Here is a 26,897-nt window from a genome sequence, read left to right on the forward strand (position 1 = left end):
TCCTGACCAAAGATTTCCCCTTCCCTGCCGGGATAAGTGCTTTAAAAGACACAAAAAACAAATGCCAGTCCGAAGACTGGCATTTGGCGGCATGGAGAAGCGACTCACTTCTCGGCGGACTGTACCCCGAACGCGTTCAGCAGCATGCAACAGGTCACTGCCACCGCCACGAATCCGCTCAGAAAGATAAAGGGCATGGCCCCGTATCCCAGTACTGTCCAGATGGTGTGTTCAAGAAGACTCATTGTTGTGTCCTTCATCCGGTGAAAGGTGTGTTCCTTCTGGCGGATATTGGCTCCGCTCTTGATGCCTCCATTTGACCTCAATCAGCGGTTGGGTCCTATGCCACCAAAGTGATAAATGCAGGGTTCATTTGCGCTGGATCAAGCTTTTTGGCCAAATATCCATGCAGTTCAAGCAATTACCACCGCCAATCAAGGATAGACACAAACACGGCAGAATAAAAAAACGCGCCGGATGGCGCGTTTCTTGGACAGCACAGGCAAGGGATCAGTTGTCGCACAGATCGCTTGGCATGTCCTGACGCAGGCGGGTCCACAGCTTGCCGGACTCGATACCGTACTGACGCACCGTCATGAACACGGCTTCGTGGTTCTTGGTCTCCGCCAGATTGAGCAGAGTCTTGTAGTAGGCATCTGCGGTCTCGCGGGCCTGCTTGTCGGAGAAGTAGTAGCTGCCAACTCGGCTGTACAACCCTTTGAAACCGTTCAGGATCAAAGCGTAGATCGGATTGCCGGAAGCAAACGCCAGCTGGTGGTGCAGGCGATAATCGAACTCGGCATAAGCCTGGGCGTTGTTCTCGACCCCATCGGCGCCACGCAGGATCTCGGCGGCCTGTTCCGGATTGTGGCGGATCGCCCCGCGGATAAAGATGGTGCAGATATGGGTACGGGCGGAGAGCAGCTGAGCTATCAGATCAGGTACCTTGTCCTGATCCAGACGAGCCAACGTCTCCAGAATATTGAGGCCGGAGGTTTCCCAGAAATTGTTCACCTTGGTCGGCTTGCCATGCTGTATGGTCAACCAGCCATCACGGGCCAGTCGCTGCAGCACTTCGCGCAAGGTGGTCCGCGTCACCCCGATCAACTCGGATAATTCACGCTCGGCGGGCAGAATAGATCCGGGAGGAAAGCGATTGTTCCAGATGGACTCGATGATGTATTCCTCGGCAAACCCAGCTGGGCTCTGCGCTTTTATAACCATGAATTGACTCTGTTGTAATGCGTAAAAAGGCTGACGAATGATATCAAAGCGATGATGGCTGGCAAGCATAAGGTCAGTCCTCTGCTCACATATGGCAAATATAGTGTTGGGAATATGTATCTAATCGCCACGAGGGAGCCAGCCAACCCCGACAAGGTGGTTATAAAACAGACAGATGGGCAGAGATCCATCGGCTATCATTTATAATCGTCACGCTTTTTGATTAAAATCACGAGGAATCAGACAGATAAAGGCCAACATCCGGAGGCACAGGTCGAATCATCCTTGACTGCATAGAAGCAGATCCTAACAACAAAGTTGAGACCCATTATCATGCCAATAAGCCTAGGGCAGGCATTCGCCAAGAACTTCTTGGGCAATGCACCACAGTGGTATAAAAGCGCCATCTTGCTATTTCTGGTGATCAATCCGATTGCCTTCCACCTTGATCCTTTCATTGCGGGCTGGTTACTGGTCGTTGAGTTTATCTTCACCCTGGCCATGGCCCTCAAGTGCTACCCCCTGCAACCGGGTGGCCTGCTCGCGATCGAAGCCGTGTTGATCGGCATGACCTCCGCCGATCAGGTCAAGCACGAGCTGGTCGCCAATATCGAGGTGCTGCTGTTGCTGGTGTTCATGGTGGCAGGCATCTATTTCATGAAGCAGCTGCTGCTCTATGTCTTCACCAAGCTGCTGATCGGCGTACGCTCCAAGATCCTGCTCTCCCTCTCCTTCTGTCTGGTCTCCGCCTTCCTGTCAGCTTTTCTCGATGCCCTGACCGTGATTGCTGTGGTGATCAGCGTCGCCACCGGCTTTTACGCTATCTATCACAAGGTCTCGTCCGGCAAGGAGTTTGGTCACAGCCATGACCATACCGATGATAAGGAAGTCGCCGAGCTCAATCGCCAGGATCTCGATGATTTTCGCGCCTTCCTGCGCAGTCTGATGATGCATGCCGCCATCGGTACCGCGCTGGGTGGTGTCTGCACTCTGGTGGGCGAGCCGCAAAACCTCATCATCGGCGAGCAAGCCAGCTGGAACTTCGCCGAATTTGCCATTCGCATGTCTCCCGTCACCGTCCCCGTCTTTATCTGTGGTCTGCTGACCTGCGTGCTGGTGGAACAGTTCCGCTGGTTTGGCTATGGCGCCCGCCTGCCGGACACGGTGCGTGCCATCATGGAGGAGTACAACCGCTACGAAGAGGCAAAACGCAGCCCACAAGACAAGGCCAAGCTGATCGTTCAGGCATTGATTGCGGTCTGGCTGATCGTCGGTCTCGCCATGCACCTAGCAGCCGTTGGTCTGATTGGCCTCTCGGTCATCGTGCTGGCCACCTCCCTGACCGGGATCACCGAGGAGCACTCGCTGGGTAAAGCCTTCCAGGAGGCACTCCCCTTCACCGCCCTGCTGGCGGTCTTCTTCAGCGTAGTCGCCGTCATCATCGATCAGCAGCTGTTCAAGCCGGTGATCCAGCTGGTACTGGCAGCCAAACCGGAGAACCAGCTGGCCCTCTTCTATCTGGCCAACGGGGTGCTCTCCATGGTCAGTGACAACGTCTTTGTCGGCACCGTCTACATCAATGAGGTGAAGACGGCCATGCTCAATGGTGCCATCGACCGCGCCCAGTTCGATCTGCTGGCGGTAGCCATCAACACAGGTACCAACCTGCCGTCGGTTGCCACCCCCAATGGTCAGGCCGCCTTCCTGTTTATGCTCACTTCGGCATTGGCGCCGCTGCTGCGTCTCTCCTATGGCCGCATGGTCTGGATGGCGCTGCCCTACACCCTGGTGCTGGGGCTGATCGGCTTTTTCTCTGTCGAATTACTGCTTGGTCCTGCCACCGAGTGGTTCTATCAGCACGGATGGCTGGTGATGGAGAGTGCGCTGCCAGCGGTACAACCGGCACTGCATTAATCCGTTGCGACGGTTTCCGAGGGCCCTTTCAGGGCCCTTTTCTTTTCTGCCCCGCTCTGCTCTAATTCAGCCACTGTTTTTTCTGAGAGATCAATGAGATGATCGAGTTTCTCCGCCGTATTGCCGCCCATCGGCTGGCCTGGGGCCTGTTGGCAGCATCAGCCCTGTTCCTCGAGTTGTGCGCCCTCTTCTTCCAGCATGTGCTGGGCCTCTCCCCGTGCGTGATGTGTGTTTACGAACGGTTGGCGACCCTGGGTGTGCTGGCCGCTGGTCTGCTCGGCATGGTGGCGCCGGATAAGTGGTATGTTCGCTGGAGTGCCATGTTGCTATGGGGCTACAGTGCCTTCCGCGGCTTCCAGCTGGCCCTCAAGCATGTGGACTATCAGGTTAACCCCTCCCCGTTCAACGTCTGCAGCCCGTTTGCCGACTTCCCGAGCTGGGCTCCGCTCGATCAGTGGCTCCCCTGGCTCTTTATGCCGGAAGGGGATTGTGCCCAGATCACCTGGCAGTTCTTCGGTTACTCCATGCCCCAGTGGCTGGTCGTCATCTTCGCCGCTTACCTGTTGGTCTTCACCGTAGTGGCCATCGGCAATCTGGTGAAAGGGCGCTGCTGCAACTGAGTGTCATGCCCGCGTGGAGATAAAAAGGGGGAGCCATAATGGCTCCCCCTTCTCATTCTGGTTGACCGTATTTCTGGTTATGCCTTGGCTGTACTCATCTTGGCCTTGACCGCGCCGATTACCATGGGCAACAGGGAGATACCGATGATGCCGAAGATCAGCAGGGTAAAGTTGTGACGCACCACCGGCAGATTGCCAAAGAAGTGACCGGCATAAACGAAGGAGAGTACCCACAGCAGGCCGCCAACCAGGTTGAACGCCAGGAAGCGCGGATAGGTCATGGCCCCCATCCCTGCCACGAACGGCGCAAAGGTACGCACGATGGGCAGGAAGCGGGTGATGATGATGGTCTTGCCACCATGCTTGGCATAGAAGGCGTGGGTCTTCTCCAGATAATCCCGGCGGAAGATTTTGGAGTCCGGGTTGCGGAACAGCTGCTCGCCGAAGAAGTGACCAATGGTGTAGTTGACCACGTTGCCCAGCACGGCAGCGATGATCAGCACGGCCGCCAGGGTATGGACGTCCAGCACGCTGCCCACAGTAAGCGCACCGGCGGCAAACAGCAGGGAGTCACCCGGCAGGAACGGCGTCACTACCAACCCGGTTTCACAGAAGATGATCAGAAACAGGATGGCGTAAACCCAGACGCCATAGTTCTCGAACAGCTCTTTCAAGTGCACGTCAACGTGCAGGATAAAGTCGATTGCAAAGAGGATCAGATCCATTTTTTCCATACCCATAAAGTGAACGGCGTGGAGTCTACGCCAATGCCATCCGGGCGACAATCACCGGGCCTGCCTCTTTTTCATCCTGCAGTGCCCACCTTCAAATGAAACCGTTTTTCCGCTTCCTTCGAGGGTGGGATCACAAAGAGAGATGCCGAGCACCGTGTTGAAAAGGTGAACTAGGAGGCCTGTTCCAGCTCGCTGCGCACTGCAGGGGGCAGACAACGCTCCCAACCCCATAGCAACACCAGCAGCAGGGTCACATCATCGAACCAACCCAGCAAGGGCACCACGTCAGGGATAAGATCCACCGGACTGATGCCATAGAGCAGGATAAGGATCACCAGCCCCCTCGCCCACCAGGGGGTACCGGGATGGCGAAAGCCCTGATAGAGACGACGCAGTCGTTGCCAAATTAGCCAGCGTTTGCGGCTCATGATTCGATCAACTCGCTGCGCAACCGCTGGATCTGATCCCGCAGTGCCGCCGCCTGTTCGAACTCCAGATCCCGGGCATGCTGGAACATCTGCTCCTCCATCCGCTTGATCTCTTTGGCAATCTCGCTGGCAGAGCGGACATGGTACTCCCCTTGCAGCTCGGCCGCCTTGCGCATCCCCTTGCCAGGTTTGCCTGCCGTGCGGCTGCCTCCCATGTCCATCACATCGCCAATGGACTTGTTGAGCCCTTTGGGGGTGATCCCATGCTTGAGGTTATGGGCATGCTGCACGGCGCGGCGCCGCTCGGTCTCCTCAATGGCTACCTTCATTGAGTTGGTGATGGTATCGCCGTAGAGAATGACCTTGCCGTTGAGGTTACGCGCCGCCCGGCCGATGGTCTGGATCAGCGAGCGGGTCGAACGCAGGAAGCCCTCTTTATCTGCATCCAGAATCGCCACCAGCGACACCTCCGGCATGTCGAGACCTTCCCGCAACAGGTTGATGCCCACCAGCACATCGAACTTGCCAAGGCGCAGATCGCGAATGATCTCCACCCGCTCGACCGTGTCGATATCGGAGTGGAGATAGCGCACCTTGACGTCGTGCTCCGCCAGATACTCGGTCAAGTCTTCCGCCATCCGCTTGGTCAGGGTAGTAACCAGCACCCGTTCCTCGACGGCGACCCGCTTGCGGATCTCGGAGAGCAGATCGTCCACCTGCGTGGTCACAGGACGCACCTCGATCTCCGGATCGAGCAAGCCGGTTGGGCGCACCACCTGCTGCACCACATCGCCGCCGGACTTCTCCAGCTCGTAGGGGCCGGGAGTCGCCGAGACAAATACCGTCTGCGGCATCAGCGCTTCAAATTCGTCGAACTTGAGCGGCCGGTTGTCCAGCGCAGAGGGGAGCCGGAAGCCGTACTCCACCAGAGTCTCCTTGCGGGAGCGGTCCCCTTTGAACATGGCGCCGATCTGCGGCACCGTGACGTGGGACTCGTCGATGATGAGCAGACCGTCCCCCGGCAGGTAGTCAAACAGGGTCGGCGGCGGCTCCCCCGGCGCACGGCCGGAGAGGTAGCGGCTGTAGTTCTCGATACCGGAGCAGTAACCCAGCTCCTGCATCATCTCCATGTCGAACTGGGTACGCTGGCTGATGCGCTGCTCTTCAACCAGCTTGTTGAGGGACAACAGCTGCTCGCGGCGACTGCGCAGCTCCTCCTTGATATGCTCGATAGCCCCCAGAATGGTCTCCCGCGGGGTTGCGTAGTGGGTCTTGGGGTAGATGGTATAGCGCACCACCGTCTGCTCGATGGCGCCGGTCAGCGGGTCGAACTGGGAGAGGCGCTCCACCTCCTCGTCAAACAGCTCCACCCGCAGGGCCAGCTTGTCCGATTCTGCAGGATAAATATCGATCACTTCACCGCGCACCCGGAAGGTGCCGCGTTGAAACGCCATGTCGTTACGGGTGTACTGCAGCTCGGCGAGACGGCGCAGGATATCCCGCTGGTTGATCACATCCCCCACTTTGAGATGCAGCATCATGCTCAGATAAGCTTGGGGATCCCCCAGACCATAGATGGCCGACACCGAGGCGACAATCACCACGTCGCGCCGCTCCAGCAGCGCCTTGGTGGCGGACAATCGCATCTGCTCGATATGATCGTTGATCGAGGCATCCTTCTCTATAAAGGTGTCGGTGGTCGGCACATAGGCTTCGGGCTGGTAATAGTCGTAGTAGGAGACGAAATACTCTACAGCGTTGTCGGGGAAGAACTCCTTCATCTCGCCATAGAGCTGGGCGGCCAGGGTCTTGTTGGGAGCCAGGATCATGGTCGGGCGGTTCAGGGTGGCGATGACGTTGGCCATGGTGAAGGTCTTGCCCGAACCGGTCACCCCGAGCAGGGTCTGATGGGCCAGCCCTGACTCGATGCCATCCAGCAGTTGGGCAATCGCCGTGGGCTGATCCCCGGCGGGTTGAAACTGGCTGGCTAACTTGAACAATTTGCTCATGAACACTCCCGACACAAAACAGCAGAGGAGCAGTGTAACCGAGGGTTTGGCAGCGGTACACCCGTGCCATCATCCCGCGAATGGCTTGACCACCTCGGACACCTTCTGTATGATGCTCCTCCTTGCCTGATGTTCCCCCGTAGTTCAGTCGGTAGAACGGCGGACTGTTAATCCGTATGTCACTGGTTCAAGTCCAGTCGGGGGAGCCAATTCCTCACCATCTCGGTGCAAGTTATCCACTTTAGTGCCCTCCTCTGCCAATTTTAATGCACAAGATCCTTCTTGCTGCTGACGCTCCCTTTTGTTACCCGTTCCTGCTCGACAGAGTTTTCTCCTGTCGCATCTAACTATTTGATTTTTATACAAACATTTTTCTTCCGGTATTTTTTGAACAGCCCTTGCATCCCAGTGCTGGCGCGGCTTTCAGGGCGATGAACAAGTTTCATAAACAGGGTTATCCACAGATTCTGTGGGTAAGTGCAGCAAGCCCTGTCAGGACGCGGGATTGCCCTTGATGGCCCCCGGCGAAGAGTCATTTTGCTGGCCAACCTGATTTTATGCTGTTTTTTTGCTCCCTCCGGAACCACCTAGTGACAGGCTCTATTGGCACTTTTCAGAGGCATCTTTTTGCCAACCCTTTTCCCGTGGGCGAACGGGCAAATATCAAGCTGATTTGACCCTCAGCCAACCATGGCGGCCATCGGTTGAATCTGCTGAAACTGATCCCCGCCAAGCGGCCGGACAGCAGAATCTAAAATATCGGCCTGCGCCAGAGCACTTCGGTCGCGGACAGCTGATTTCACTAATTGACAACGACGGTTACAGCAAAAATTGCCAGATTTCATCCGCTTGTCTCCCTATCACGCCGCCGGTTCCACAAATAGCGTCCGATAACGTCCGATTAATCGCTCCCTTGCGCTTCTTTATTGGGGATAGATCCGGCACAATATCGACCCCACTTTTTTCCTCGGTTTTTCCGGGCATGACCATAGATTTCGTGACACTGCTACATCAAAGCGACTCCCTGCTGCTGTTCGTGGTATTGGCCTTCGGCCTGCTGCTTGGCAAGGTGCGAATTGGCAACTTTCAGATTGGCAACACCATCGGTGTGCTGTTTACCGCCCTGCTGTTCGGCCAGATGGGCTTCGAATTTGCAGCCACCACTGAAAACGTCGGCTTTATGCTGTTCATCTTCTGTGTGGGGATTGAGGCTGGCCCCCACTTCTTCAGCGTATTCCTGCGCGACGGCATCCACTACATCACCCTGACCTTGGTGATCTTGCTGACTGCCCTGCTGCTGACGGTGGGGCTGGCCAAGTTCTTCAATCTGGGGCCGGGCATGGCGGCGGGGATCCTGGCGGGTTCCCTCACCTCGACCCCGGCGCTGGTGGGTGCCCAGGATGCCTTGCGCAGTGGTCTGCTCAACCTGCCTCATCAAACCGATATGCAGGCGGTGCTGGACAACATGGGCATCGGCTACGCCCTGACCTATCTGGTGGGTCTGGTGGGTCTGATGCTGGTGGTGCGCTACCTCCCCTCACTGGCTCGCCTCGACCTCAATACCGAGGCACAAAAAATCGCCCGTGAGCGGGGTCTCTCCGACAGCGAGAGTCGCAAGACCTATCTGCCCATCATCCGCGCCTATCGGGTTGGCCCCGAGCTGGCGGCATGGATAGGTGGTCGTACCCTGCGGGAGACCGGCATCTATCCCCATACCGGCTGCTATGTAGAGCGGATCCGCCGCAACGGCATTCTCGCAAGCCCCGATGGAGATGCCGTCATTCAGGAAGGGGACGAGATCGCCCTGGTGGGCTATCCCGAGAGCCACGAGAAGCTGGACGTCAACTACCGCAACGGTAAAGAGGTATTTGATCGCAACCTGCTCGACCTGCAGATCGTCACCGAAGAGATAGTGGTGAAAAACGACTCAGTGGTCGGCCGCCATCTGGTGGAGCTCAACCTCACCGAGAAAGGGTGCTTCCTCAACCGGGTAGTGCGCTCCCAAATCGAGATGCCGTTCGATCGCAACATCATGCTGCAAAAGGGCGACGTGCTGCAGATCAGCGGCGAGAAGCAACGGGTCAAACTGCTGGCCAACAAGATCGGCTTTATCAGCATCCACAGCCAGACCACGGACCTGGTGGCTTTCACCACCTTCTTTGTGCTTGGCCTGCTGATCGGCTCCGTTTCGCTGGTGTTCGGTCAGATCGAATTCGGTCTCGGCAACGCCGTCGGCCTGCTGCTGGCGGGCATTCTGATGGGTTACCTGCGGGCCAACCACCCGACGGTAGGCTATGTGCCGCCCGGCGCGCTCAGATTGGCCAAGGATCTCGGTCTGGCGGTCTTTATGGTAAGCACGGGCCTGAAAGCCGGTGGCGGCATCCTCGACCACCTCAGCGAGGTGGGTACGGTAGTGCTCTTCTCCGGCATGCTGGTGACCACCTTGCCGGTGCTGGTAGGCTATCTGTTCGGGGTCTGGGTGCTCAAGATGAACCCGGCGCTGCTGCTCGGTGCCATCACAGGTGCCCGTACCTGTGCCCCGGCGATGGATGTGGTCAACGAGGCAGCCAACAGCTCCATTCCGGCGCTCGGCTATGCCGGTACCTATGCGGTGGCCAACGTGATGCTGACCCTTGCGGGCTCCTTTATCATCGGCTTCTGGTTCTAGCCAGCAGCCATCACATTACCGCTAACAAAGAAGGGAGCATCAGGCTCCCTTCTTGCTATCTGCCCCGCTAGAGAGATGTAGATCAGGCTCATTGGTGTGGCGTCACCTCCCCCCCCCCCCCACCATCTGCGCTGAACTCTGCCACTAACCCACTCTTCCTATTCCACAATGGCCGATGCTCTGCTCTGCTCTGCTCTGCTCTGCTCTGCTCTGCTCTGCTCTGCTCTGCTCTGCTCTGCTCTGCAATGAGTGATGGCAGATCCCGAAGACAAAAAAAGCGCCCTGAGGCGCTTTTTTCATATCAACCGGATATCAGCCTTTGAACTTGCTGAACACCAGAGAGGCGTTGGTACCGCCAAAGCCGAAGCTGTTGGACATGACGGTATTGAGTTCGGCCGCTTCGTACTCGCGCACGATGGGCAGACCTTCCGCTTTCTCGTCCAGGGTCTCGATGTTGATGCTGGGGGCGATAAAGCCGTGTTCCATCATCAACAGGGAGTAGACAGCCTCGTGCACGCCCGCAGCGCCCAGCGCATGGCCGGTCATCGCCTTGGTGGCAGAGATCTTGGGACCGTTGGCGCCAAACAGCGTCTGGATAGCTTCCAGCTCTTTGGTATCACCGACCGGAGTGGAGGTACCGTGGGTGTTGATGTAATCAACCTTGCCGACACCCTGCATCGCCATCTTCATGCAACGCACCGCGCCTTCACCGCTCGGCGCGACCATGTCATAGCCATCGGAGGTAGCACCGTAACCGGTCAGCTCGGCATAGATGTGAGCGCCACGGGCCAGCGCATGTTCCAGCTCTTCGATCACCAGAATGCCGCCGCCACCGGAGATAACGAAACCGTCGCGGTTCGCATCATAGGTACGGGACGCTTGTTCCGGCGTGTCGTTGTACTTGGTGGAGAGGGCACCCATGGCGTCAAACTGGATGGTAGAGGACCAGTCCAGCTCTTCACCGCCACCGGCGAAGACCACATCCTGTTTGCCAAGCTGGATCAGCTCAAGCGCGTGACCGATGCAGTGCGCAGAGGTGGCGCAAGCTGAGCTGATGGAGTAGTTGACACCCTTGATCTGGAACGGGGTCGCGAGGCAAGCAGAGGTGGTGGAAGACATGGTGCGTGGCACCATGTAAGGACCCACACGCTTGACCCCTTTCTCGCGGGCGATATCCACAGATTCCGAGGTGTTCTTGCCGGAGGCACCACCTGAACCGACCACCAGGCCGGTACGCTCGTTGGAGACCTGATCTTCCGCCAGACCGGCATCTTCAATGGCCTGCTGCATGGAGAGGTAGGCGTAGGCCGCAGCGTCGCCCATGAAACGCATGACTTTACGGTCGATCAGTTCAGACGGATCGAGTTTGATGTTACCCCAGACACGGCTGCGCAGGTTGTGCTGCTCGAACTGCTCGGAATAGGTGATGCCGGATTTACCTGCTTTCAGGGAGGCCAGCACTTCTTCCTTGTTGTTGCCGATACTGGAGATGACGCCGATACCGGTGATCACTGCTCTTCTCATTAATTCATCTCGTCTGGAAAAACTGGCGCCAAGTCTACCCGCTTTCGGCTGCCAAACTGGTCTGCTTTCACGTAGAATGCCCGCGATTTTGTGACGCGAGCCGAGGAAAACGTGAGTCAAACATCCTTACATCATGCCCGATTGGACTGGAATGAAGCGGGAACTCCTGTCTCCAGTGACTTCGGGGATGTGTACTTTTCCAATGATAACGGTCTAAGTGAAACCCGCTACGTCTTTTTGCAGCAAAACCGGCTACCTGCGCGATTTTCGCACCACGATAGTGACAGTTTCGTGATAGGTGAAACAGGTTTCGGCACAGGCCTTAACTTTCTGGCGACAATGCAAGCCTTCCTGGAACAGGCGCCCCAATCCGGTAACGGCTCCCGTCTGCACTTCATCAGTTTCGAGAAATACCCCCTGACCCAAGACGATCTGTGCAAGGCGCTGGCCGCCTGGCCTGAACTTGGCCACTTGAGTCAGGATCTTGTCGCCCAATGGCCGCTGCCGGTTTCCGGTTGCCACCGCCTTCATTTTGCGGGTGGCCGCATTCGCCTCGATCTCTGGTTTGGCGACATCAAGGATATGCTGCCGCAGGTGCCTCACCGGGCAGAAGGTCTGGTGGACGCCTGGTATCTGGATGGTTTCTCCCCGGCCAAGAACCCGGAGATGTGGACACAGGAACTGTTTGATGGTCTCGCTCGCCTCGCCCGTCCCGATTGCTCCATCGCCACCTTTACCTGTGCCGGTTTTGTCCGTCGTGGCCTGATTGCCTCCGGTTTTGCCATGAAGAAGGTGAAGGGCCACGGCAGCAAGCGGGAGATGCTGGTGGGGGATCGCACCGACAAGCAGCCGCAGCAGACCATCGCCCCCTGGTATGCCCGTCCTGCCGGACGCACTGGCGAGGTGGTGATCATCGGCGGCGGCATCGCCTCGGCCATGACGGCGCTCTCTCTGGTGGAGCGGGGTCGCAAGGTGACGTTGCTGTGTGCAGATGGCGAACCGGCCACCGGCGCCTCCGGCAACCGCCAGGGGGCGCTCTATCCCCTGCTCAACGGCGAGCACGATGCCCTGTCACGCTTCTATTCGCTCGCCTTTGGCTATGCCCGCCAACGGCTGCTGGCGTTGGCCGAACGCCATCCTATCGCTTTCGAATTATGTGGAGTGACCCAGCTCGGCTATGACGACAAATCGGCAGCCAAGCTGGCGAAAATGAGCCAGGGCCCCTTCCCGTCCGAACTGATGCATCCCCTCTCTACAGCAGAGGTAGAGCAGGTGGTTGGCCTGCCCTGTGGCCACAGCGGCGTCAGTTACCCGCTGGGGGGCTGGCTCTGTCCGGCCGATCTCACCCGAGCCGCCCTGAAAGAGGCGCAAGCCAGCGGCCTGCTTGAGGTGGTGTTCAACACCGAGGTGGTTGCCATTGCCGAGCAGACAGATGCTTGGCACATAGAGAGCCAGGACGGCCGCCACTGGCAGGCCCCCAATCTGGTGGTCGCTGCCGGTCACCAGTTGCCAGCATTGCTCCCCTTTGCCGAGCTGCCGCTCTATCCGGTGCGCGGTCAGGTGAGCCATGTGCCGACCACGGCCAGCTTGCGTCAGCTCAAGACCGTGCTCTGCTACGATGGCTACCTCACGCCAATGCACAACGCTCACCACTGCATCGGTGCCAGCTATGGCCGCAATCAGAGCAGCCTTGATTTTCGTGTCGAGGAGCAAATCCAGAATCAGGTGCGGTTGCAAGCCTGCCTGCCGGAGCAAACCTGGCCAGCCGAGGTGGATGTGAGCGGCAACGAGGCGCGCGTGGGGGTGCGTTGTGCCAGCCGGGATCACCTGCCGGTGGTGGGGCCAGTGGCCAGACTGCAAGGTCTGGCGGATCACTATGCGCAACTGCAGCATGATCAGCACAACGCCCAGCCACTCCCCCTTCACCCCGGCCTCTATGTGCTGGGGGCGCTCGGCTCGCGGGGCCTCTGCTCGGCGCCGCTCTGTGGCGAGCAGCTCGCCAGCGAGATCTGCGGCGATCCCCTACCGCTGGCCGCCGATCTGCTGGAAGCGCTCCACCCTGCCCGTTACTGGGTACGCAAGCTGCTCAAGGGCAAAGCGCTGGTCTGAACCGGACTCTGCAAACAAATAGAATGGCCGCCCATCAGGCGGCCATTCTATTTATCAAATCGTGCGATGCTGAATATTGCGTCTTGAGATAGCGCTTACTTGGGCCAGTGCACCCCGAGCTGTTCGCCGTAACCTGTCTGACGCTGGAATCCGTCGAGCCGTCCCTTGATCTTGTTCAGCTCGCCACTGCCCGCTGCCCACGCGGCATAGCGCAGCGCCTGGCAATCTGCATGACCGGGTAATCCCGCAATGGCGCCACCCACCTGATTGGCCCCTTGCAGCACCATCTCCTTGAAGCGGGATTCGTAGTCAAACATGCTGGAGAGCAGCCGCCCCCAGCGCTGGCGGGCAGGATCGTTACTGTTCGCGCTCTGACGCCAGCGGGGCAGCAACACAGTGGCGTTGGTGGTCACCGTCACCCGGTTGAGCTGGCAGCGACCCGGCAACTGCTCGGTATCCAGCTGCCAGTCCACTTGATAACTCGCCTTGCCGAGTACGGGCTTGCCATTCACCTTGGGAGCACTCTGGGCAATCGCCCGGGCAAGCTGCTCCGGACTGGTTGCATTGACCTCATAAAAACGGACATTGATGCGGGACTCTGGCACCACTTGCGGCCGGCTCGGCTGAGCCTGACTCATCAGGGGCAACAGCAACAACCCGACCCCCACTACTCCATAAACCTTGCTGACCATGCCAGACTACCTTCCTTGATTGCACGGGCGGAGTACCAACCTTGGTGAACCCCACCGCCACACAGATGACGGGTATAGCCTATGTGTGACGACGAGGCGGCGCAATACAATGATGCGCCCAGAAATCAGAGCACGCTCACAGGTTGCGTGAGCAGAGTATGGCACAAGGCCAAAACTGTATTTTTATTGAGCATGACGGCTGATGCGCTGCCAGTCGAGGTGATAGTTTTTCACATTGATGTCATGACCATCTATCTGAATAAAATGATCATTTTTAAGACGGTTGGCAAAAAAGTCCTGATCTGCCCCCTCATTGAGCCACAGCTCGCAAAGTCCCCGTTTTCCCTCTTTGGCATAGAATCTCGGGGTGACCAGCAACGCAACCCCATCTACCCGGATGGCATGACGGGCCAGGCAGTTTGCTTCGGTGGTTTTGGATGCCAGCGCGGCAAAACGGGGTCTGTTACCCTCGGCAACCACCAGTACGCCGTAAGAGTGAGGAGCCATGAGACGCCGCATGGCGACCGCCTGATGAGGACCGGTTTGATGAAAACCGTCATTGGTTACCGCAAACACGCAAGTAGGTGAAAATAGCATCGCAAGCAGGAAAATAGAGCGTTTAATGCCTGAAAAATCACCAACCACCATATAAAAGCCTCAAAGGACAACCAAGGCTGGCAAGGGTAGGTAGCCAAACCCGCTGGGTAAAGTACCTTTACCTTTCTTTAATTCTGTTCATGGGGTTAAACGTTGATTTAGCTCACACAACATCCTGTTTCCAGTCGCCACTCTACCCCTATCGGAATAGACTCCCTCCACTCTCATCCAATCAGAAGGCAACATATGCTGGAACTCATCGTTGGCACCCTGGTCACCCTGGTGGTGGGCCGTGCCATTTTCAAAGGATACTCCGCAACCGGGGTGCTGCTGAGCGGCGGCTTGCTGCTGCTGGTCATCACCGCCATGATGGGCAAGCCGGTACTGCCGAGCAAGGTGGTCAGCACCGGTTATATCGCAACCGATATCTTCGAATACGTCCGCTTCCTGCTCAATGACCGTGGCGGTGGACTGGGGATGCTGATCATGGTGCTGTGCGGCTTCGCCGGCTACATGAGCCATATCGGCGCCAACACCATTCTGGTCAAGCTGGCCAGCAAACCGCTCGGCATCATCAAGTCCCCCTATATCCTGCTGGTGGCTGCCTATCTGGTGGCCTGTGCCATGTCGCTGGCGGTCAGCTCCGCCACCGGCCTCGGCGTGCTGTTGATGGCCACCCTGTTCCCGCTGATGGTCAACATGGGGATCTCCCGTGGCGCGGCTGCGGCCGTGTGCGCCTCGCCAGCCGCCATCATTCTGGCACCGACCTCAGGGGACGTGGTGATGGCCGCTCAGGCCGCCAACATGCCGCTGCTGGATTTTGCCTTCAAGCTGACCCTGCCCATCTCGCTGGTGGCGATCGCCTGCATGGCGGTGACCCACTTCTTCTGGCAGCGCTACCTTGATCAAAAATCCGGTGAGCACAACGAGCCGGTCGCCCCGGGTGATCTGGTGACTACCGCCCCCGCTTTCTACGCCATCCTGCCGTTCACCCCAATCATCGGGGTACTGGCGTTTGACGGTAAATGGGGTCCACAGCTGGACATCGTCACCATCATCGTCATATGCATGGTGCTGGCCAGCCTGCTGGAACTTGTCCGCATCCGCAATGGCAAGGAGCTGCTGGACGGTCTGCAGGTCTGCTGGCGCAACATGGCTGATGCCTTTGCCGGTGTGGTCATGCTGCTGGTCGGTGCCGGCGTCTTCGCCCAGGGTCTGATGACCATCGGCTTTATCGACACCCTGCTGGCTCACGCGCAGGATCTCGGTTCGGGCGGCCTGATCATGATGCTGTCACTGGTAGTGATCACCACCCTGGCCGCCTTCACCACCGGCTCGGGCAATGCCCCCTTCTACGCCTTCGTAGAGTTGATCCCCAACCTGGCCAGCAGCCTTGGCATCAACCCGGCCTATCTGGTGATCCCGATGCTGCAAGCCTCCAACCTGGGTCGCACCATTTCTCCAGTCTCCGGGGTGGTGGTCGCCTGTGCGGGGATGGGCAAGCTCTCGCCGTTCGAGGTGGTCAAGCGCACCAGTATGCCGGTCGCCGTCGGCCTGCTGGTGGTGATCGTCGCCACCCAGATCATGGTACCCGCCTGATCATTGACCAGCCCGGCACCCTGCCGGGCTGGTATCCTCCCCCCCCTTTGCAGTAGACTCGGTGCTCATTTTCCCCTAAGGAGGACCGAGATGAGTATTACGGTTCAACTTGCCCATTTCAGTGATTGCCACTCCCACTTCGATGGCGCGCCCATGAGCTTCTCCCCTGTCGGTGAAGGCCAATGGCGCACCCAGTGCGGCGGTTATGCCCGGATCCTGACCCGACTGACCCAACTGCGTGCCAAAGCCGCAGCAGCCAGTCAGCGTTTTCTGTTTCTGCACGGTGGCGACTCCTTTCAGGGCTCTCTCTATTTCAACCGCTTCAAAGGGCGCGCCAACGCCGACCTGCTCGCCATGCTGGCCCCCGATGCCATGGTACTTGGCAACCACGAATTCGATCTGGGTAACGGCCCGCTGGTGGAGTTCTTGCGCCAGCTCGATTTTCCGGTGCTGGCCGCCAATCTGGACAACAGTCAGGAGCCTGCCGACACGCCGCTTGGGCTGTGGGATATTCCCCACCTCTACGACGCCCATCAGCCCTGGCATCGTCAGGTGATCGACGGGGTTCCCTTTGCGCTGCTCGGCATCACCCTCGCCCAGATGGCTGCCATCGCCAACCCGGATCCCCACACCCGTTTCCACGCAGTCGCCGACACCCTCACCCGGGTGCTGCAGGAGATCAAGCGCGAAGGGATCCACCATATCGTGCTGCTGAGCCACCTCGGGCTGGATCAGGACAAGCTGCTGGCCGAGCGCTTCCCCGAGCTCAGCCTCATCATCGGTGGCCACACCCACAGCCTGCTCGGCGACCTCGCGCCGCTGGGTCTGCCAAGCGAAGGCAGTTATCCGCTGATGAACAACGGGGTGGCGATTTTGCATGCTGGCCACAGCGCCATCTGCCTCGGTGTCTGCGAGCTCACCTTCGATGAGTCGGGCCGCGTCGTGCAGAGTCAGGGGCAGCTGGAGTGGCTCCCCTGGCAACCCTGGCCGTTTGCCTCCACGCCACCTGTCGGGCTCACCTTCTGCGAACCGGATCCACAGCTTGAACAACATCTGGCCAAACGCTATCGGCCTGAGATAGAGACAATGAGCCAGCGCATCGTCACCCGACTGGCGGCGCCACTTCCCCATCAGCGGCTGCCGGATGCCACCCTGCCCCACGGCAGCCAGCTCGCCCCGCTGGTGGCCCGCGCCATGCTGACCGCCGCCCGTGAACAGGTAGGCGAGGTGGACTTTGCCCTGCACAATGCTGGCGGCGTGCGCTGCTCGCTGGAGCCGGGCCCCCTGAGCGAAGCGGATATCGCCGGTCGCCTGCTGCCGTTTGCCATTCCCCTCACCCTCTATCGGGTGCACGGTCACGAATTGGCGGAAGCGCTGGAAAATGCCATCGACAACGCCACCAACAACGGCGTGGTCGGCAATGGCAACGGCAGCTTCCCCTACACCGCAGGGGTGCGATTCACCTATCAGGCCGATCGGCCCAAGGGCCAGCGCATCACCCGGCTGGAGTGGGAAGCCACTCCCGGCCAGTGGCAAGCGGTCAATGCCGAACAGGTCTATCGCGGGGTGTCGAGCGCCTATACCGCCTCCGGCAAGGAGGGTTACACCGCACTGGCGCGCACCCTGACCCAGCACAATCAGGAGCTCGGTATCACCCTGGCCGACGCTTTTATCCGCTGGGCTCGCCACCTGCCCACGCTGGAAGCGCAGCCGCCCCTGCTTGAGTACTTCAGTTGATATCGGGGGGATGCCTTTGCCACATCCCCTGACGGCCAAAATTGCCGCAGCCAGCGCCCGGTTCCCTGCAAGAACCGGGCTTTTTCGAGAATATTTGCCCCACACGGGCCCGCCCCATTGCATCGCACTCACTAGCTCGGCAAGATAGGCCCGCTTTCAAGACCAGCTGCAGGAACAGGCGACTTCATGAATCACTCCATCCGTTTCACTCCCCCTCGCGTCAACCCGGGTATCAAGCCAGCCATCGTGCTGTTGACCGCCCTGCTGGCGCTGCTCTTCTGTCTGCGCAACCCGCTCTTCCACGCCATGGCGCCGGGCTTTGATGCCTCGCTGTTTGCGGTGATGGGCAAGATGTGGAGCGAAGGGGGCGTGCTCTATCGCGACATGATCGACATCAAGGGGCCGATGATCTTCGCTCTCGACGCGCTGGGCTATGGAATGGGGGGTTTTGTCGGGATCTGGGCGCTGGAGTGGGTGCTCTGCTGGCTCGGACTGCTGGCCAGCTGGCAAGCCTTTGCCCAACTTGGCCTCTCGTTCAAGGCGCGTCTCGGCGCCATGCTGGCGGTGCTTGCTCTCTACGGCACCCGTTACTACTACGGCAACATGACCGAGGACTGGACCTTCCATCTCGCCCTCATCGCCCAGTGGGCCTTCATCACCCTGCTGCTGGACAAGGGATTTCGCTGGTGGCCCGCGCTGGTGGCGGCCCTCACCTTCGCCATCGTCGCCTGGATGCGCACCAACAACGGCGCTTTCTGGGGTGCCTGGTATCTGGTGCTGTTCTGCCACTGGTGTCTGCACGAAAAGTGGCGTGACGCCATCTTGCTGCTCATCTCCAGCCTGCTGGGGTTGGCGCTGATTGGTGGCCCGCTTTACGCCTACTTCCAGCAACATGATCTGCTGGCGGCCTTCAAATACTACGCCTTCGACATCTTCTTCGAAGGGAGCTACGGCAACGGCTTCTCCCCCATGGTGGGCGCCGTCGGCCTGCTGCGCACCGGCCTTATCATGCTGCTACCCGCCTTCATCATTCTGATGCTGAGCCGCCGTCAGGAGTGGTATCTGCCCGCCCTGCTGGCGACCCTGTTTGGGGTGCTGTTTACCCTGATCGCCAACTCGGTCTCCGGCCATGTGTTCGATCACTACGACGTCCTCTATCTGCAACTGGCGGTGCTGCCGCTGGCGGTATTGCTGGATCGCAGCGAACAGCAGGCTGATGCGATCGGCCTGCTCTGCATCTCGCTGGTCGTCTTGACCGCCAGCTGGCTGCTGGCCCAGCAGCTCGCTTTTGGCTGGAGCACCAAGGAGTGGTCCCTCGAGCGGGTCAACGAGGTGCTCGGCACCAGCCTGCTGTGGGCGCTGCCGGTGCTGATCCTCATCCCCCTCTGGCGCGCTTGGGATGTGCGCAGTGCCACCCCCTGGCTGGCGACGCTGGCCATGCTGCTGCTGATGATCAACAACGCCTGGGAAGGCACCCTCAAGGGTCGCCCTTTCAATCCGGCGGCGCAGGTACGGGTCGATCGCATCAAGGCCGAGACAGTCCCGAGCGACAAGATCTGGGTCGATGGCATCCAGCCACAATATTATCTCTGGACCGATCGCCAGCCAGCGTCCGCCTACCTCTTCTTTGCCAACGTCAATCCGCCCTATGACGTGCGCGAGCGGGTGCTGGCCGATATCCAGCGCCAGAGCCCGAAGTTCATCATCGCCAAGCCGGATCGGGTGAGCGAAGAGCTGAAAAAACCCAGCTCCCCTTCCCATCTTGCCTTCTATCAATACCTGACCAGCCACTATGAAGAGGTGGATCCGGGTCTCTATCGCCGACGCTGATCACCCATCACGCCCCGCAGGGCGGCCATTGTTGCAATGGCCGCCCTTTTTCTTGCGCCAAAGCCCCTTGCAGCGACGGCCCGCAGTAGGCAAGCCCGCCCGAGATAACTACAATGACGCTCTTTTTGATGTAACGAGTGACACCATGGCGGAACTGACTTATCTGGGCGGCTATCCCGACCCTCTCAAGGCACAGGTACAGCAGCTGATTGCGGCGGGCAAGCTGGGAGAGATGCTGGCCAAACGCTATCCGGAAAGCCACCAGATCCAGAGCGACAAGGCGCTGCTTGCCTACACCATGGAGCTGAAGAACCGCTACCTCAAGAGCTCGGCGCCCCTGTCAAAGGTGGTGTTCGATGGCAAGATCAACGTGATCAAGGATGCCCTCGGCCTGCACACCTACGTCAGCCGGGTACAGGGCAGCAAGCTCAAGGCCAAGAACGAGATCCGCATCGCCGCCCTGTTCAAGGAGGCGCCGCCCCCGTTCCTGAAAATGATCGTGGTGCACGAGCTGGCCCATATCAAAGAGAAGGATCACAACAAGAGTTTCTACCAGCTCTGCCAGCATATGGAGCCGGACTATCATCAACTGGAGTTTGATCTCAGGCTCTGGCTCACCTGGCGCGACATCGACAAGGCCAACCGCTAGGCTGACAACCGTTTCAGGGAGGAAACATGTCATTTGCCGCCACCCCCTTTGGTGCCACCCGCTTTATTGCCACTTTGGTATTGGCTAACGTGAACCGTACTGCTCGTCCCCGCTTCACGTCACGCAGGTTGCTGGCCCTGCTGCTTCTGCTCGCGGGCCACAGCGCCCGAGCCGATGAGCGCTGGCAGAGCGATAGCTATCTGGTCGAGAGCTTTATGGCCATCGCCATGGAGCGGGAGTATGGCGAAGCCAGGCAGACCCGTTTCGCCCGCTGGCAGCAGCCGATCCGGCTGCAGCTTATCAACGAGTCGGGTGACAAGCCGCTACAGGCCGACGTGGTGAAGGTTCAGGCGGCCCATCTGGCTCGCATCACCGGCCATCCCATCAGCATGGTGACCGCAAAGCCCAACCTCACCCTGATCATGACCGACTACAGCAAGATGAAGAGCTGGGCCAACCGCACCATGGGGGGGGATCCATCGGTCAAGATGGCGCTCAAGGAGGGGCTCTGCCTTGCCAACTTCGCAACCAATGCAAAACACGAGATCAGCCGTGCCACCATCATCATTCCGGTAGACTACAGCCGGGCCAAGGGACGCTTTCTCGACTGCGTGGTGGAGGAGTTCACCCAGGTGATGGGGCTGCCCAACGACTCGGACAAGGTGTTCCCCTCCATCTTCAATGACAACAGCATCGACAGCTTTTTGACCGGGCTGGACTATGTGCTGCTCAAGATGGCCTATCACCCGGCCCTCAAGGCCGGAATGAGCAGTGGCGAGATCCGCGCCGCACTCCCCATTGCGCTGGCCGATCTGCGCGCCAAAGGGGAGATCCGCGAAGCCAATCGCCGGGTGCAGCAACAGAGCCTGAAAAGCTGGGCGGGGTTGTAACGGGCCAGGCTCAACCCAGAGCCAGACAAGCCACCGCGAACCTCTCACCACCCACAAAAAACGCAGCCACCTGGCTGCGTTTTTTGTTGTCCGGGGAGCGGCGGATCAGTAGCGGGCATGCACGTTTATCCGCCGCCCATGTATCCAACGCCCGTGTTATCCACTGACAGTGCGGGATCAGGAGGCGACGTTCTCTTCCGGCATCCAGCTGTCGGCGTTCTCCCACACCTCCTGCACCATGGCTTCGGCCAGCTCTTTGTCTTCCTTGCTGGCTCGGCTAACGGTCAGGGCCATGGCACTGCCCGGTGCGACCCGCACATGGATGTCGGGGAATTTTTCGCCAAGCTGCTTGAGCAGCTCCTGACGCAGCGCCTCCATGGTCGAGGTCGGGATCTGATGTTTTCTGTCGATGATGATTTCAAGACGCATAGGAAACTTCTCCATGATTTATAACTGTATTTTTATCCAGTATTCATGGGAAGTAAAGTGCCAACTTGCACCAATCAGAAAAGATCCAGCTGCTGACCACAGATCCGGTCGAACGACTCACCAATAAAGGGCAGGATGGCATCGGCAATGGGCCGCAACTGCTTGTCGATATAGTGCTCGTAATCGATGGCGCTGCGCCGGTACTCCAGCGGTTCGGGGCCATTGAGGGTCATCAGATAGGCGATGGCGCCCCGATGCTGATAGCGCTGGGGCAGTCCGCGGCGCAGGTTCTCCTCATCGGCCAGCCGCGCCGCCCGCACATGGGGCGGCACATTCTTCTGATACTCTTCGAGCTTCTGGCGCAGCCGTTTGCGGTAGATAAGCAGATCGTCGTGACGACCGGCGCGGGTCTCATCCACCATGGTGCGCACATAGCCGCTGGGATCTTCATCGTGAAACACCAGCTCATAGAGGCGGGTCTGAAACTGCTTGGCCAGCATGGTCCAGTCGGTGCGCACCGATTCGAGCCCCTTGAATACCAGCTGTTCACTCCCCTCACTGGCCTTGCCAACCAGCCCCGCATAGCGCTTCTTGCTGCCCTTCTCCAGCCCGCGGATGGTGGGCATCAGAAAACGGCGGTAGTGGGTCTCGTACTGGATCTCCAGATAGCTCGGCAGATCGAACTCGCGCCTGATCAGTGCAGCCCAGTTGTCGTTGATCATTTGCGCCAGTCGCTGGCCAATCTCGTCCGCCTCATCGGGGCTGGTCTCGCGCCCCAGATGGACAAAGGTGGAGTCAGTATCGCCATAGATCACCTCGAACCCCTTCGCCTCAATCCACTCGCGGGTCTGCTGCATGATGCTGTGGCCACGCAGGGTGATAGATGAGGCAAGGCGCGGATCATAGAAACGGCAGCCCCCCGACCCCAGCACGCCGTAGAAGGAGTTCATGATGATCTTGATGGCCTGGGAGAGTGCCTTGTTGCTGGCAGCCTTGGCTCTGTCCCGTGCCGCCCACAAGGTAGCGATGAGATCCGGCAAGAAGTGTCGCTCGCGGGAGAACATGGCGCCGCGAAAGCCCGGAATAGCGTGCTCGGGATGCTGCAGCCCCTCGATAAGTCCCATGGGGTCGATGCAAAAGGTGCGGATGATGCTGGGATAGAGGCTCTTGAAATCGAGCACCAGCACATGGCGATAGAGACCGGGTTTGGAGTCCATCACATAGCCACCGGGGCTCGCCAGCCCCCCGTCGGCTGGCAAATTGGGGGCCACGTAGCCGCCACGATGGAGCCGCGGCAGATAGAGGTTGGTAAAGGCCGCCACCGAGCCCCCTACCCTGTCCAGCTCAAGACCGGTGAGGGAGGCGCGCTCGATGGCAAAGGGGATAAGGTGGCAGTAGTCGAAGATCTCCCACACCAGTTTGCAATCTTCCAGGTTATAGCGGGCCAGCGCCTCCTTGTCGGAGTGGAACAGCTCGGTGATCTTCTCCCCCCGATTGGCCACGTCCTCGATATCCTTGCCACGGCCGAGTAGTTCGCTCGCCACCGCATCCAGGCTGTAGCTGGCAAACTGCCAGGTGGCGCTTTTGAGGGTATCGATGCCGTCGAGCACCATGCGCCCGGGAATGATGACGTTGCCGGTTTGGGGATCGCCCCGTGACGAGCGCCAGAAGCAGAGTTCGCGCCCCCGCCCGAGCCGCAGCCGCCGCTTGTTAAGCTCGGCGCGGCGCAGCAGCAGACGAAAGTCAAAATTGACCACGTTCCAGCCAATCACCAGATCGGGGTCGTGCAGGCTGAACCAGGTCTCCAGCGCGCCAAGCAGGGCGCTTTCATCCGCCACCCACTGGACCTGGGTGCCCCAGCTGTCGGCATCCGCTTCCGGGGTGCCGATCATGATGACCCGCGCATCCTGTTCGCTGTAAAGACCGACCGAGAAGAGGGCCCCGTCCATGGCGCACTCCACGTCGAGCGACACCCAGGAGAGGGTCGGTGTCACCGCCTGCGGCGCGCAGCGCGCCTCGTTGACCTCCCAGTAGCCCTGCTTGCCCCCCTTTTTTACAGCCCGGCCATCGAAGCGCACGCCAGCTGTGATGAAACGCTCCATCAGGAAGCGCTCCGGCAGCCGGATATCCGCCTCGAAGTGCTCCAGTCCGCGAATAAGCAGCAGCTCGATAGCGCGGTGAAAGGCGCTCAGGGTGGTGAAATAGCAGCCCACCACAGGGCGACCGTCGAAGGTGTGCATCGGCAGGCGGCGAAACCGCCCGCTCACCCCGGCCCCTTTGAACAGCTCGGCGGCTTCTACCATGTGGCTCTGTGGCAAAAAGAACACCGGCTCCTGCCCCGGCACCACCACCCGCACCGGCCCCTGCGCGCTCCAGAGCCACATCACGATTTCGGTGGTTGCAGGCTGCCCGTTGCGACCGCGCACGTCCCGACCGTGGCGGGTCAGGATAAAACCGTCGAGGGGCGGAGTGGCGGGTACGGTGGGCTGGGTTGCAGTCATGAAGCGTAAAGGGGCTGTCCGAGAATGGGACTATTGTACGTTCATACAGTGCCTGCTCGCAATCGTCACGCTGGCTGCGAGGCGAGAGTCAAACTGGTAAGCTCGATCCGGTCGTTATTCCCGCCCATCCCGTTCTTACCACTCTTCGCCGACGAAAGGAGTCTTTGTGGCAATCTATTCCCTGTTGGATCAGCTGGCTATCCCCTACCAGCGCTTTGACCATCCCCCGGTGTTTACCTGTGAGGAAGCGAGCAGGCTGCTGCCCGACCTGCCCGCCGCCAAGACCAAGAACCTCTTTTTGCGCGATCCGAAAAGCGAGCGGCTGTTTCTGGTGGTGAGTCCGGAGGAGCGCCGGGTCGATCTCAAGGCGCTGGCAGCCATGCTCGGCGTCAAGCGGCTGAGCTTTGGCTCCCCCGAGCGGCTCGATGCGGTGCTCGGCCTTACCCCAGGCTCGGTGACCCTGCTCGCCATGGTGCGCGACAGGGAAAAAGCGGTAGAGCTGGTGGTGGACGAGGCCATCTGGCAGGCCGAACAGGTGCAGTGCCATCCGCTGGTCAACACCGCTACTCTGATCATCCGCCTCGACGACGTGCGCCGTCTGCTGACCCATCTGGACAGGGAGGCCATCGTAATGCGCTTGCCTGCTGCAACCTGCGATTAGCACAACGTCTGGCGGTTGGGTTCACCCTGCCGCCAACACAACCACCTTTCACGCAGCGAAATTGACTGACAAGACAATAAAATGCCCTCTTGCGCTCTGATAAATCGAGTCAGCAGTTGCCATCGTGCAAGAAGTCGGAGGTGAGCACATTCGGCCATTTAACCCATTGATAATAGGTTGGATTCATGTTGTGATCGGCCACTGCCAGCGGGCGATACCCCATCGCCTGTTCGTTCACAGGTGACTTCCCAGAGAGCTCCTTGATGCCAAGTCTGTTTTCCTCGGCCCAGTTGTTGAGTCTGGTGCTGTTCGTCACGCTGTCACATGTGGGGGTCGCCACCATTTTCGCCGCCATGTGGCACACCCATCGCCAGATCAGGGCATTGATCTACTGGTCAGCGGGGGAACTGGTTATCGCGGGGGCTTTTTGCTGCCTGCTGCTGCGCCCCCTCGAGGGAAATGCATCCCTTGCCAATATTCTCTGCACCAACCTGCTGTTGATGTCGACCACCCTGCTCTATGAACGGGGGATGCGCCACTTCTTTCGCCGTGAAGCCGATCAACTGGGCTGGCTGCTACCCGCCGTTACCCTCGGCGGTTTCGTCCTGTTTGCCCTGACCGCCCTGCAGCAACCCCTCTTTGATGTGCATAGCCGGATCATCGTGCTCTCCGGCGTGCTCTCGCTGCAGATTGCGCTGCTTATCTGGCAGCTCTGGCGCTACCAGCGGCTGGCCCCCGTCTATCGGGTGCTGCGCTTTGCCATTCTGCTGCTCGGCCTGCAACTGCTGTTGCAACTACTGCGGATCGCCAAACACCTCTGGCAGCCGGAGCTGGCGGCCAACTCCTTCACCGACCCGCTGCTCGGGCCTGTGATCCTGCTCAGCCTGCTCTTTACTATCGCCCGCAGTTATCTGCTGCTGAGCCTGGTCCACACCCGCCAACAGCAAGCCCTGCTGGCCACCCAGCGCAAGCTGGAGCGGCGCGCCAATCAGGATGAGCTGACCGGCCTGTTCAGCCGCCACTATTTCGAACGCCAGGTGACCCTGCGCGCCCGCGAGGTGACAAGCCCCGGCCAGCTGCTGCTGATCGATCTGGACAACTTCAAGCAGATCAATGACCGCCACGGCCACCCCGCCGGTGATGCCATGCTGCGGGCCGTGGGTCGGGTGATCGCCAATACCCTGCCTGCTGAGGGCATGGCCGGTCGGCTTGGCGGCGATGAGCTGGCCCTGCTGTTGATGGCGGACCCGCAGACCCTGCCCGACTACTGTCACAGCCTGCAACAGCAGATCGCCGAGGCGACCCGGGCGCTGGCCGGTGGCCCCATCAGCCTCAGCATCGGCCTCACCTCGCTGCACACTGACGAGGGGTTTGAAGCGGCCTACCTGCGCGCGGATCAGGCCCTTTACGCCGCCAAACAGGCTGGGAGGCAACGGGCCTGCGTGCAGGAGCTCCACCACAACGAGCCGCAGCCGCTGCCGCCCTGCGCGCTCCTGTCATGAGCGCAGTGCTCGCTCTGCAGTGCCGACCGGCCAGGCTGGCAGATGCCCCGGCTTACCGGCGCTATGTCACCGAATGCGCCGAGGACGGACAGCCGCTCTATCAGGTGGCGCAATTTGACCCGGACGGCTGGCTACAGAGCCTGCTGGATCACGCCAAAGGACGCAACTTGCCCAGTGGATACCTGCCGACCACCACCTATTTTGCCCTCGATGGCGAGGAGATCATCGCCACCCTGCGCCTGCGTCACGGTGACAATGAGGCAACCCGCCAATGGCTCGGTCATATCGGTTACGAAACCCGCCCCTCTCGCCGTGGCGAAGGAGCCGCGACCGTGCTGCTGCGCTGGGTGCAACAACAGGTACTGGTGGCGCCGGTGCTGATCTGCTGTGACCTAGACAATCTGGCTTCCCGCAAGGTCATTACGGCTGCCGGGGGCGTGTTGCTGGGGCGGCGCTTCCATCCGGGGGATCGCAACTGGCTGGAGATGTATCAGCTAGCCCCCTGCCCCAGCCGACCATAGCCGCAGCAGTAATAAAAAGAGCGCCCCGAAGGCGCTCTTTTTGCGAACGTGGCAAGACC

The 26,897-nt window shown here is 59.6% G+C and carries 23 protein-coding genes and 1 tRNA gene; 13 read left to right on the forward strand and 11 right to left on the reverse strand.

Annotation, left to right across the window (positions count from 1 at the left end; all coding sequences use genetic code 11):
• Positions 1-104 precede the first annotated feature (104 nt).
• Both OKC31_RS12055 and fadR read right to left on the reverse strand, forming a co-directional pair.
• A complete protein-coding gene (locus OKC31_RS12055; RefSeq protein WP_005345965.1) occupies positions 105-245 on the reverse strand; it encodes a TIGR02808 family protein in 141 nt (46 codons plus the stop codon).
• A gap of 265 nt (positions 246-510) precedes the next feature.
• Complete coding sequence (gene fadR / locus OKC31_RS12060) at positions 511-1,224, reverse strand: fatty acid metabolism transcriptional regulator FadR (protein ID WP_026034983.1); 714 nt, start codon at positions 1,222-1,224, stop codon at positions 511-513.
• 333 nt (positions 1,225-1,557) lie between these two features.
• Between fadR and nhaB the strand changes: the two genes are divergently transcribed.
• Positions 1,558-3,138, forward strand: coding sequence for a Na(+)/H(+) antiporter NhaB (gene nhaB, locus OKC31_RS12065; RefSeq protein WP_064338053.1), 1,581 nt, complete (start codon positions 1,558-1,560; stop codon positions 3,136-3,138).
• Positions 3,139-3,236: 98 nt separating this feature from the next.
• The gene (dsbB, locus tag OKC31_RS12070) at positions 3,237-3,758 is read left to right on the forward strand and encodes a disulfide bond formation protein DsbB (protein WP_005336895.1); all 522 of its coding nucleotides are present in this window, start codon (positions 3,237-3,239) and stop codon (positions 3,756-3,758) included.
• A 77-nt stretch (positions 3,759-3,835) separates the two neighbouring features.
• On the opposite strand, the gene OKC31_RS12075 is transcribed toward dsbB, so the two are convergent.
• From OKC31_RS12075 to uvrB, 3 genes are all read right to left on the reverse strand, one after another.
• On the reverse strand, positions 3,836-4,483 hold the full coding sequence (locus OKC31_RS12075) for a DedA family protein (protein ID WP_041202713.1): 648 nt from the start codon (positions 4,481-4,483) through the stop codon (positions 3,836-3,838).
• Between the two features lie 179 nt (positions 4,484-4,662).
• Complete coding sequence (locus tag OKC31_RS12080; protein ID WP_043820318.1) at positions 4,663-4,920, reverse strand: YkvA family protein; 258 nt, start codon at positions 4,918-4,920, stop codon at positions 4,663-4,665.
• Complete coding sequence (gene uvrB / locus OKC31_RS12085) at positions 4,917-6,929, reverse strand: excinuclease ABC subunit UvrB (RefSeq protein WP_247822716.1); 2,013 nt, start codon at positions 6,927-6,929, stop codon at positions 4,917-4,919. The genes OKC31_RS12080 and uvrB overlap by 4 nt, the downstream gene beginning before the upstream one ends.
• 133 nt (positions 6,930-7,062) lie before the next feature.
• Here uvrB and OKC31_RS12090 point away from each other — a divergent pair.
• Positions 7,063-7,138 (forward strand) — tRNA-Asn (locus OKC31_RS12090).
• A gap of 471 nt (positions 7,139-7,609) precedes the next feature.
• Here the strand turns inward: OKC31_RS12090 and OKC31_RS12095 are convergent.
• Positions 7,610-7,774: a hypothetical protein gene (locus OKC31_RS12095; protein WP_247822715.1), complete on the reverse strand. Its 165-nt coding sequence runs from the start codon at positions 7,772-7,774 to the stop codon at positions 7,610-7,612.
• A 137-nt stretch (positions 7,775-7,911) separates the two neighbouring features.
• Here OKC31_RS12095 and OKC31_RS12100 point away from each other — a divergent pair, with 137 nt between their 5' ends.
• The gene (locus OKC31_RS12100) at positions 7,912-9,597 is read left to right on the forward strand and encodes an aspartate:alanine antiporter (RefSeq protein ID WP_005336899.1); all 1,686 of its coding nucleotides are present in this window, start codon (positions 7,912-7,914) and stop codon (positions 9,595-9,597) included.
• 312 nt (positions 9,598-9,909) lie between these two features.
• On the opposite strand, the gene fabB is transcribed toward OKC31_RS12100, so the two are convergent.
• Entirely contained in the window at positions 9,910-11,121 is a 1,212-nt protein-coding gene (gene fabB / locus OKC31_RS12105) for a beta-ketoacyl-ACP synthase I (protein ID WP_194496353.1), read from the reverse strand.
• 90 nt (positions 11,122-11,211) lie between these two features.
• On the opposite strand from fabB, the gene mnmC reads away from it, so the two are divergent.
• Positions 11,212-13,230, forward strand: a complete 2,019-nt coding sequence (gene mnmC, locus OKC31_RS12110) for a bifunctional tRNA (5-methylaminomethyl-2-thiouridine)(34)-methyltransferase MnmD/FAD-dependent 5-carboxymethylaminomethyl-2-thiouridine(34) oxidoreductase MnmC (RefSeq protein WP_270657020.1) — start codon at positions 11,212-11,214, stop codon at positions 13,228-13,230.
• A 95-nt stretch (positions 13,231-13,325) separates the two neighbouring features.
• Here the strand turns inward: mnmC and OKC31_RS12115 are convergent, their stop codons facing one another.
• Positions 13,326-13,922, reverse strand: coding sequence for a DUF922 domain-containing protein (locus OKC31_RS12115; RefSeq protein ID WP_064335946.1), 597 nt, complete (start codon positions 13,920-13,922; stop codon positions 13,326-13,328).
• Between the two features lie 183 nt (positions 13,923-14,105).
• The gene (locus OKC31_RS12120; RefSeq protein WP_069555799.1) at positions 14,106-14,570 is read right to left on the reverse strand and encodes a hypothetical protein; all 465 of its coding nucleotides are present in this window, start codon (positions 14,568-14,570) and stop codon (positions 14,106-14,108) included.
• Between the two features lie 195 nt (positions 14,571-14,765).
• Between OKC31_RS12120 and dcuC the strand changes: the two genes are divergently transcribed.
• The 5 genes from dcuC (at position 14,766) to OKC31_RS12145 (ending at position 21,224) form a co-directional block, all read left to right on the forward strand.
• On the forward strand, positions 14,766-16,118 hold the full coding sequence (gene dcuC / locus OKC31_RS12125; protein WP_270657022.1) for an anaerobic C4-dicarboxylate transporter DcuC: 1,353 nt from the start codon (positions 14,766-14,768) through the stop codon (positions 16,116-16,118).
• Between the two features lie 90 nt (positions 16,119-16,208).
• The gene (locus tag OKC31_RS12130) at positions 16,209-17,855 is read left to right on the forward strand and encodes a bifunctional metallophosphatase/5'-nucleotidase (RefSeq protein ID WP_247822713.1); all 1,647 of its coding nucleotides are present in this window, start codon (positions 16,209-16,211) and stop codon (positions 17,853-17,855) included.
• Positions 17,856-18,041: 186 nt separating this feature from the next.
• Entirely contained in the window at positions 18,042-19,685 is a 1,644-nt protein-coding gene (locus OKC31_RS12135) for a hypothetical protein (protein ID WP_247822712.1), read from the forward strand.
• A 145-nt stretch (positions 19,686-19,830) separates the two neighbouring features.
• Complete coding sequence (locus tag OKC31_RS12140) at positions 19,831-20,334, forward strand: M48 family metallopeptidase (RefSeq protein WP_005333421.1); 504 nt, start codon at positions 19,831-19,833, stop codon at positions 20,332-20,334.
• Between the two features lie 26 nt (positions 20,335-20,360).
• Positions 20,361-21,224, forward strand: coding sequence for a DUF2927 domain-containing protein (locus tag OKC31_RS12145; protein WP_236767233.1), 864 nt, complete (start codon positions 20,361-20,363; stop codon positions 21,222-21,224).
• A 177-nt stretch (positions 21,225-21,401) separates the two neighbouring features.
• On the opposite strand, the gene OKC31_RS12150 is transcribed toward OKC31_RS12145, so the two are convergent.
• Both OKC31_RS12150 and OKC31_RS12155 read right to left on the reverse strand, forming a co-directional pair.
• Positions 21,402-21,653 carry a DinI family protein gene (locus OKC31_RS12150; RefSeq protein ID WP_005352362.1) on the reverse strand — a complete coding sequence of 84 codons (252 nt, stop codon included), beginning with the start codon at positions 21,651-21,653 and terminating at the stop codon, positions 21,402-21,404.
• A gap of 74 nt (positions 21,654-21,727) precedes the next feature.
• A complete protein-coding gene (locus OKC31_RS12155) occupies positions 21,728-24,154 on the reverse strand; it encodes a DNA polymerase II (protein WP_270657024.1) in 2,427 nt (808 codons plus the stop codon).
• A 166-nt stretch (positions 24,155-24,320) separates the two neighbouring features.
• Between OKC31_RS12155 and OKC31_RS12160 the strand changes: the two genes are divergently transcribed.
• The 3 genes from OKC31_RS12160 (at position 24,321) to OKC31_RS12170 (ending at position 26,838) form a co-directional block, all read left to right on the forward strand.
• Positions 24,321-24,815, forward strand: a complete 495-nt coding sequence (locus tag OKC31_RS12160; RefSeq protein WP_216948535.1) for a prolyl-tRNA synthetase associated domain-containing protein — start codon at positions 24,321-24,323, stop codon at positions 24,813-24,815.
• Between the two features lie 263 nt (positions 24,816-25,078).
• A complete protein-coding gene (locus tag OKC31_RS12165; protein ID WP_247822710.1) occupies positions 25,079-26,317 on the forward strand; it encodes a GGDEF domain-containing protein in 1,239 nt (412 codons plus the stop codon).
• The gene (locus OKC31_RS12170) at positions 26,314-26,838 is read left to right on the forward strand and encodes a GNAT family N-acetyltransferase (protein WP_245096697.1); all 525 of its coding nucleotides are present in this window, start codon (positions 26,314-26,316) and stop codon (positions 26,836-26,838) included. The genes OKC31_RS12165 and OKC31_RS12170 overlap by 4 nt, the downstream gene beginning before the upstream one ends.
• Positions 26,839-26,897 lie beyond the last annotated feature (59 nt).

It is taken from the genome of Aeromonas sp. Y293-4 (assembly GCF_027705905.1).
Classification (GTDB): Bacteria; Pseudomonadota; Gammaproteobacteria; order Enterobacterales; family Aeromonadaceae; genus Aeromonas; species Aeromonas veronii.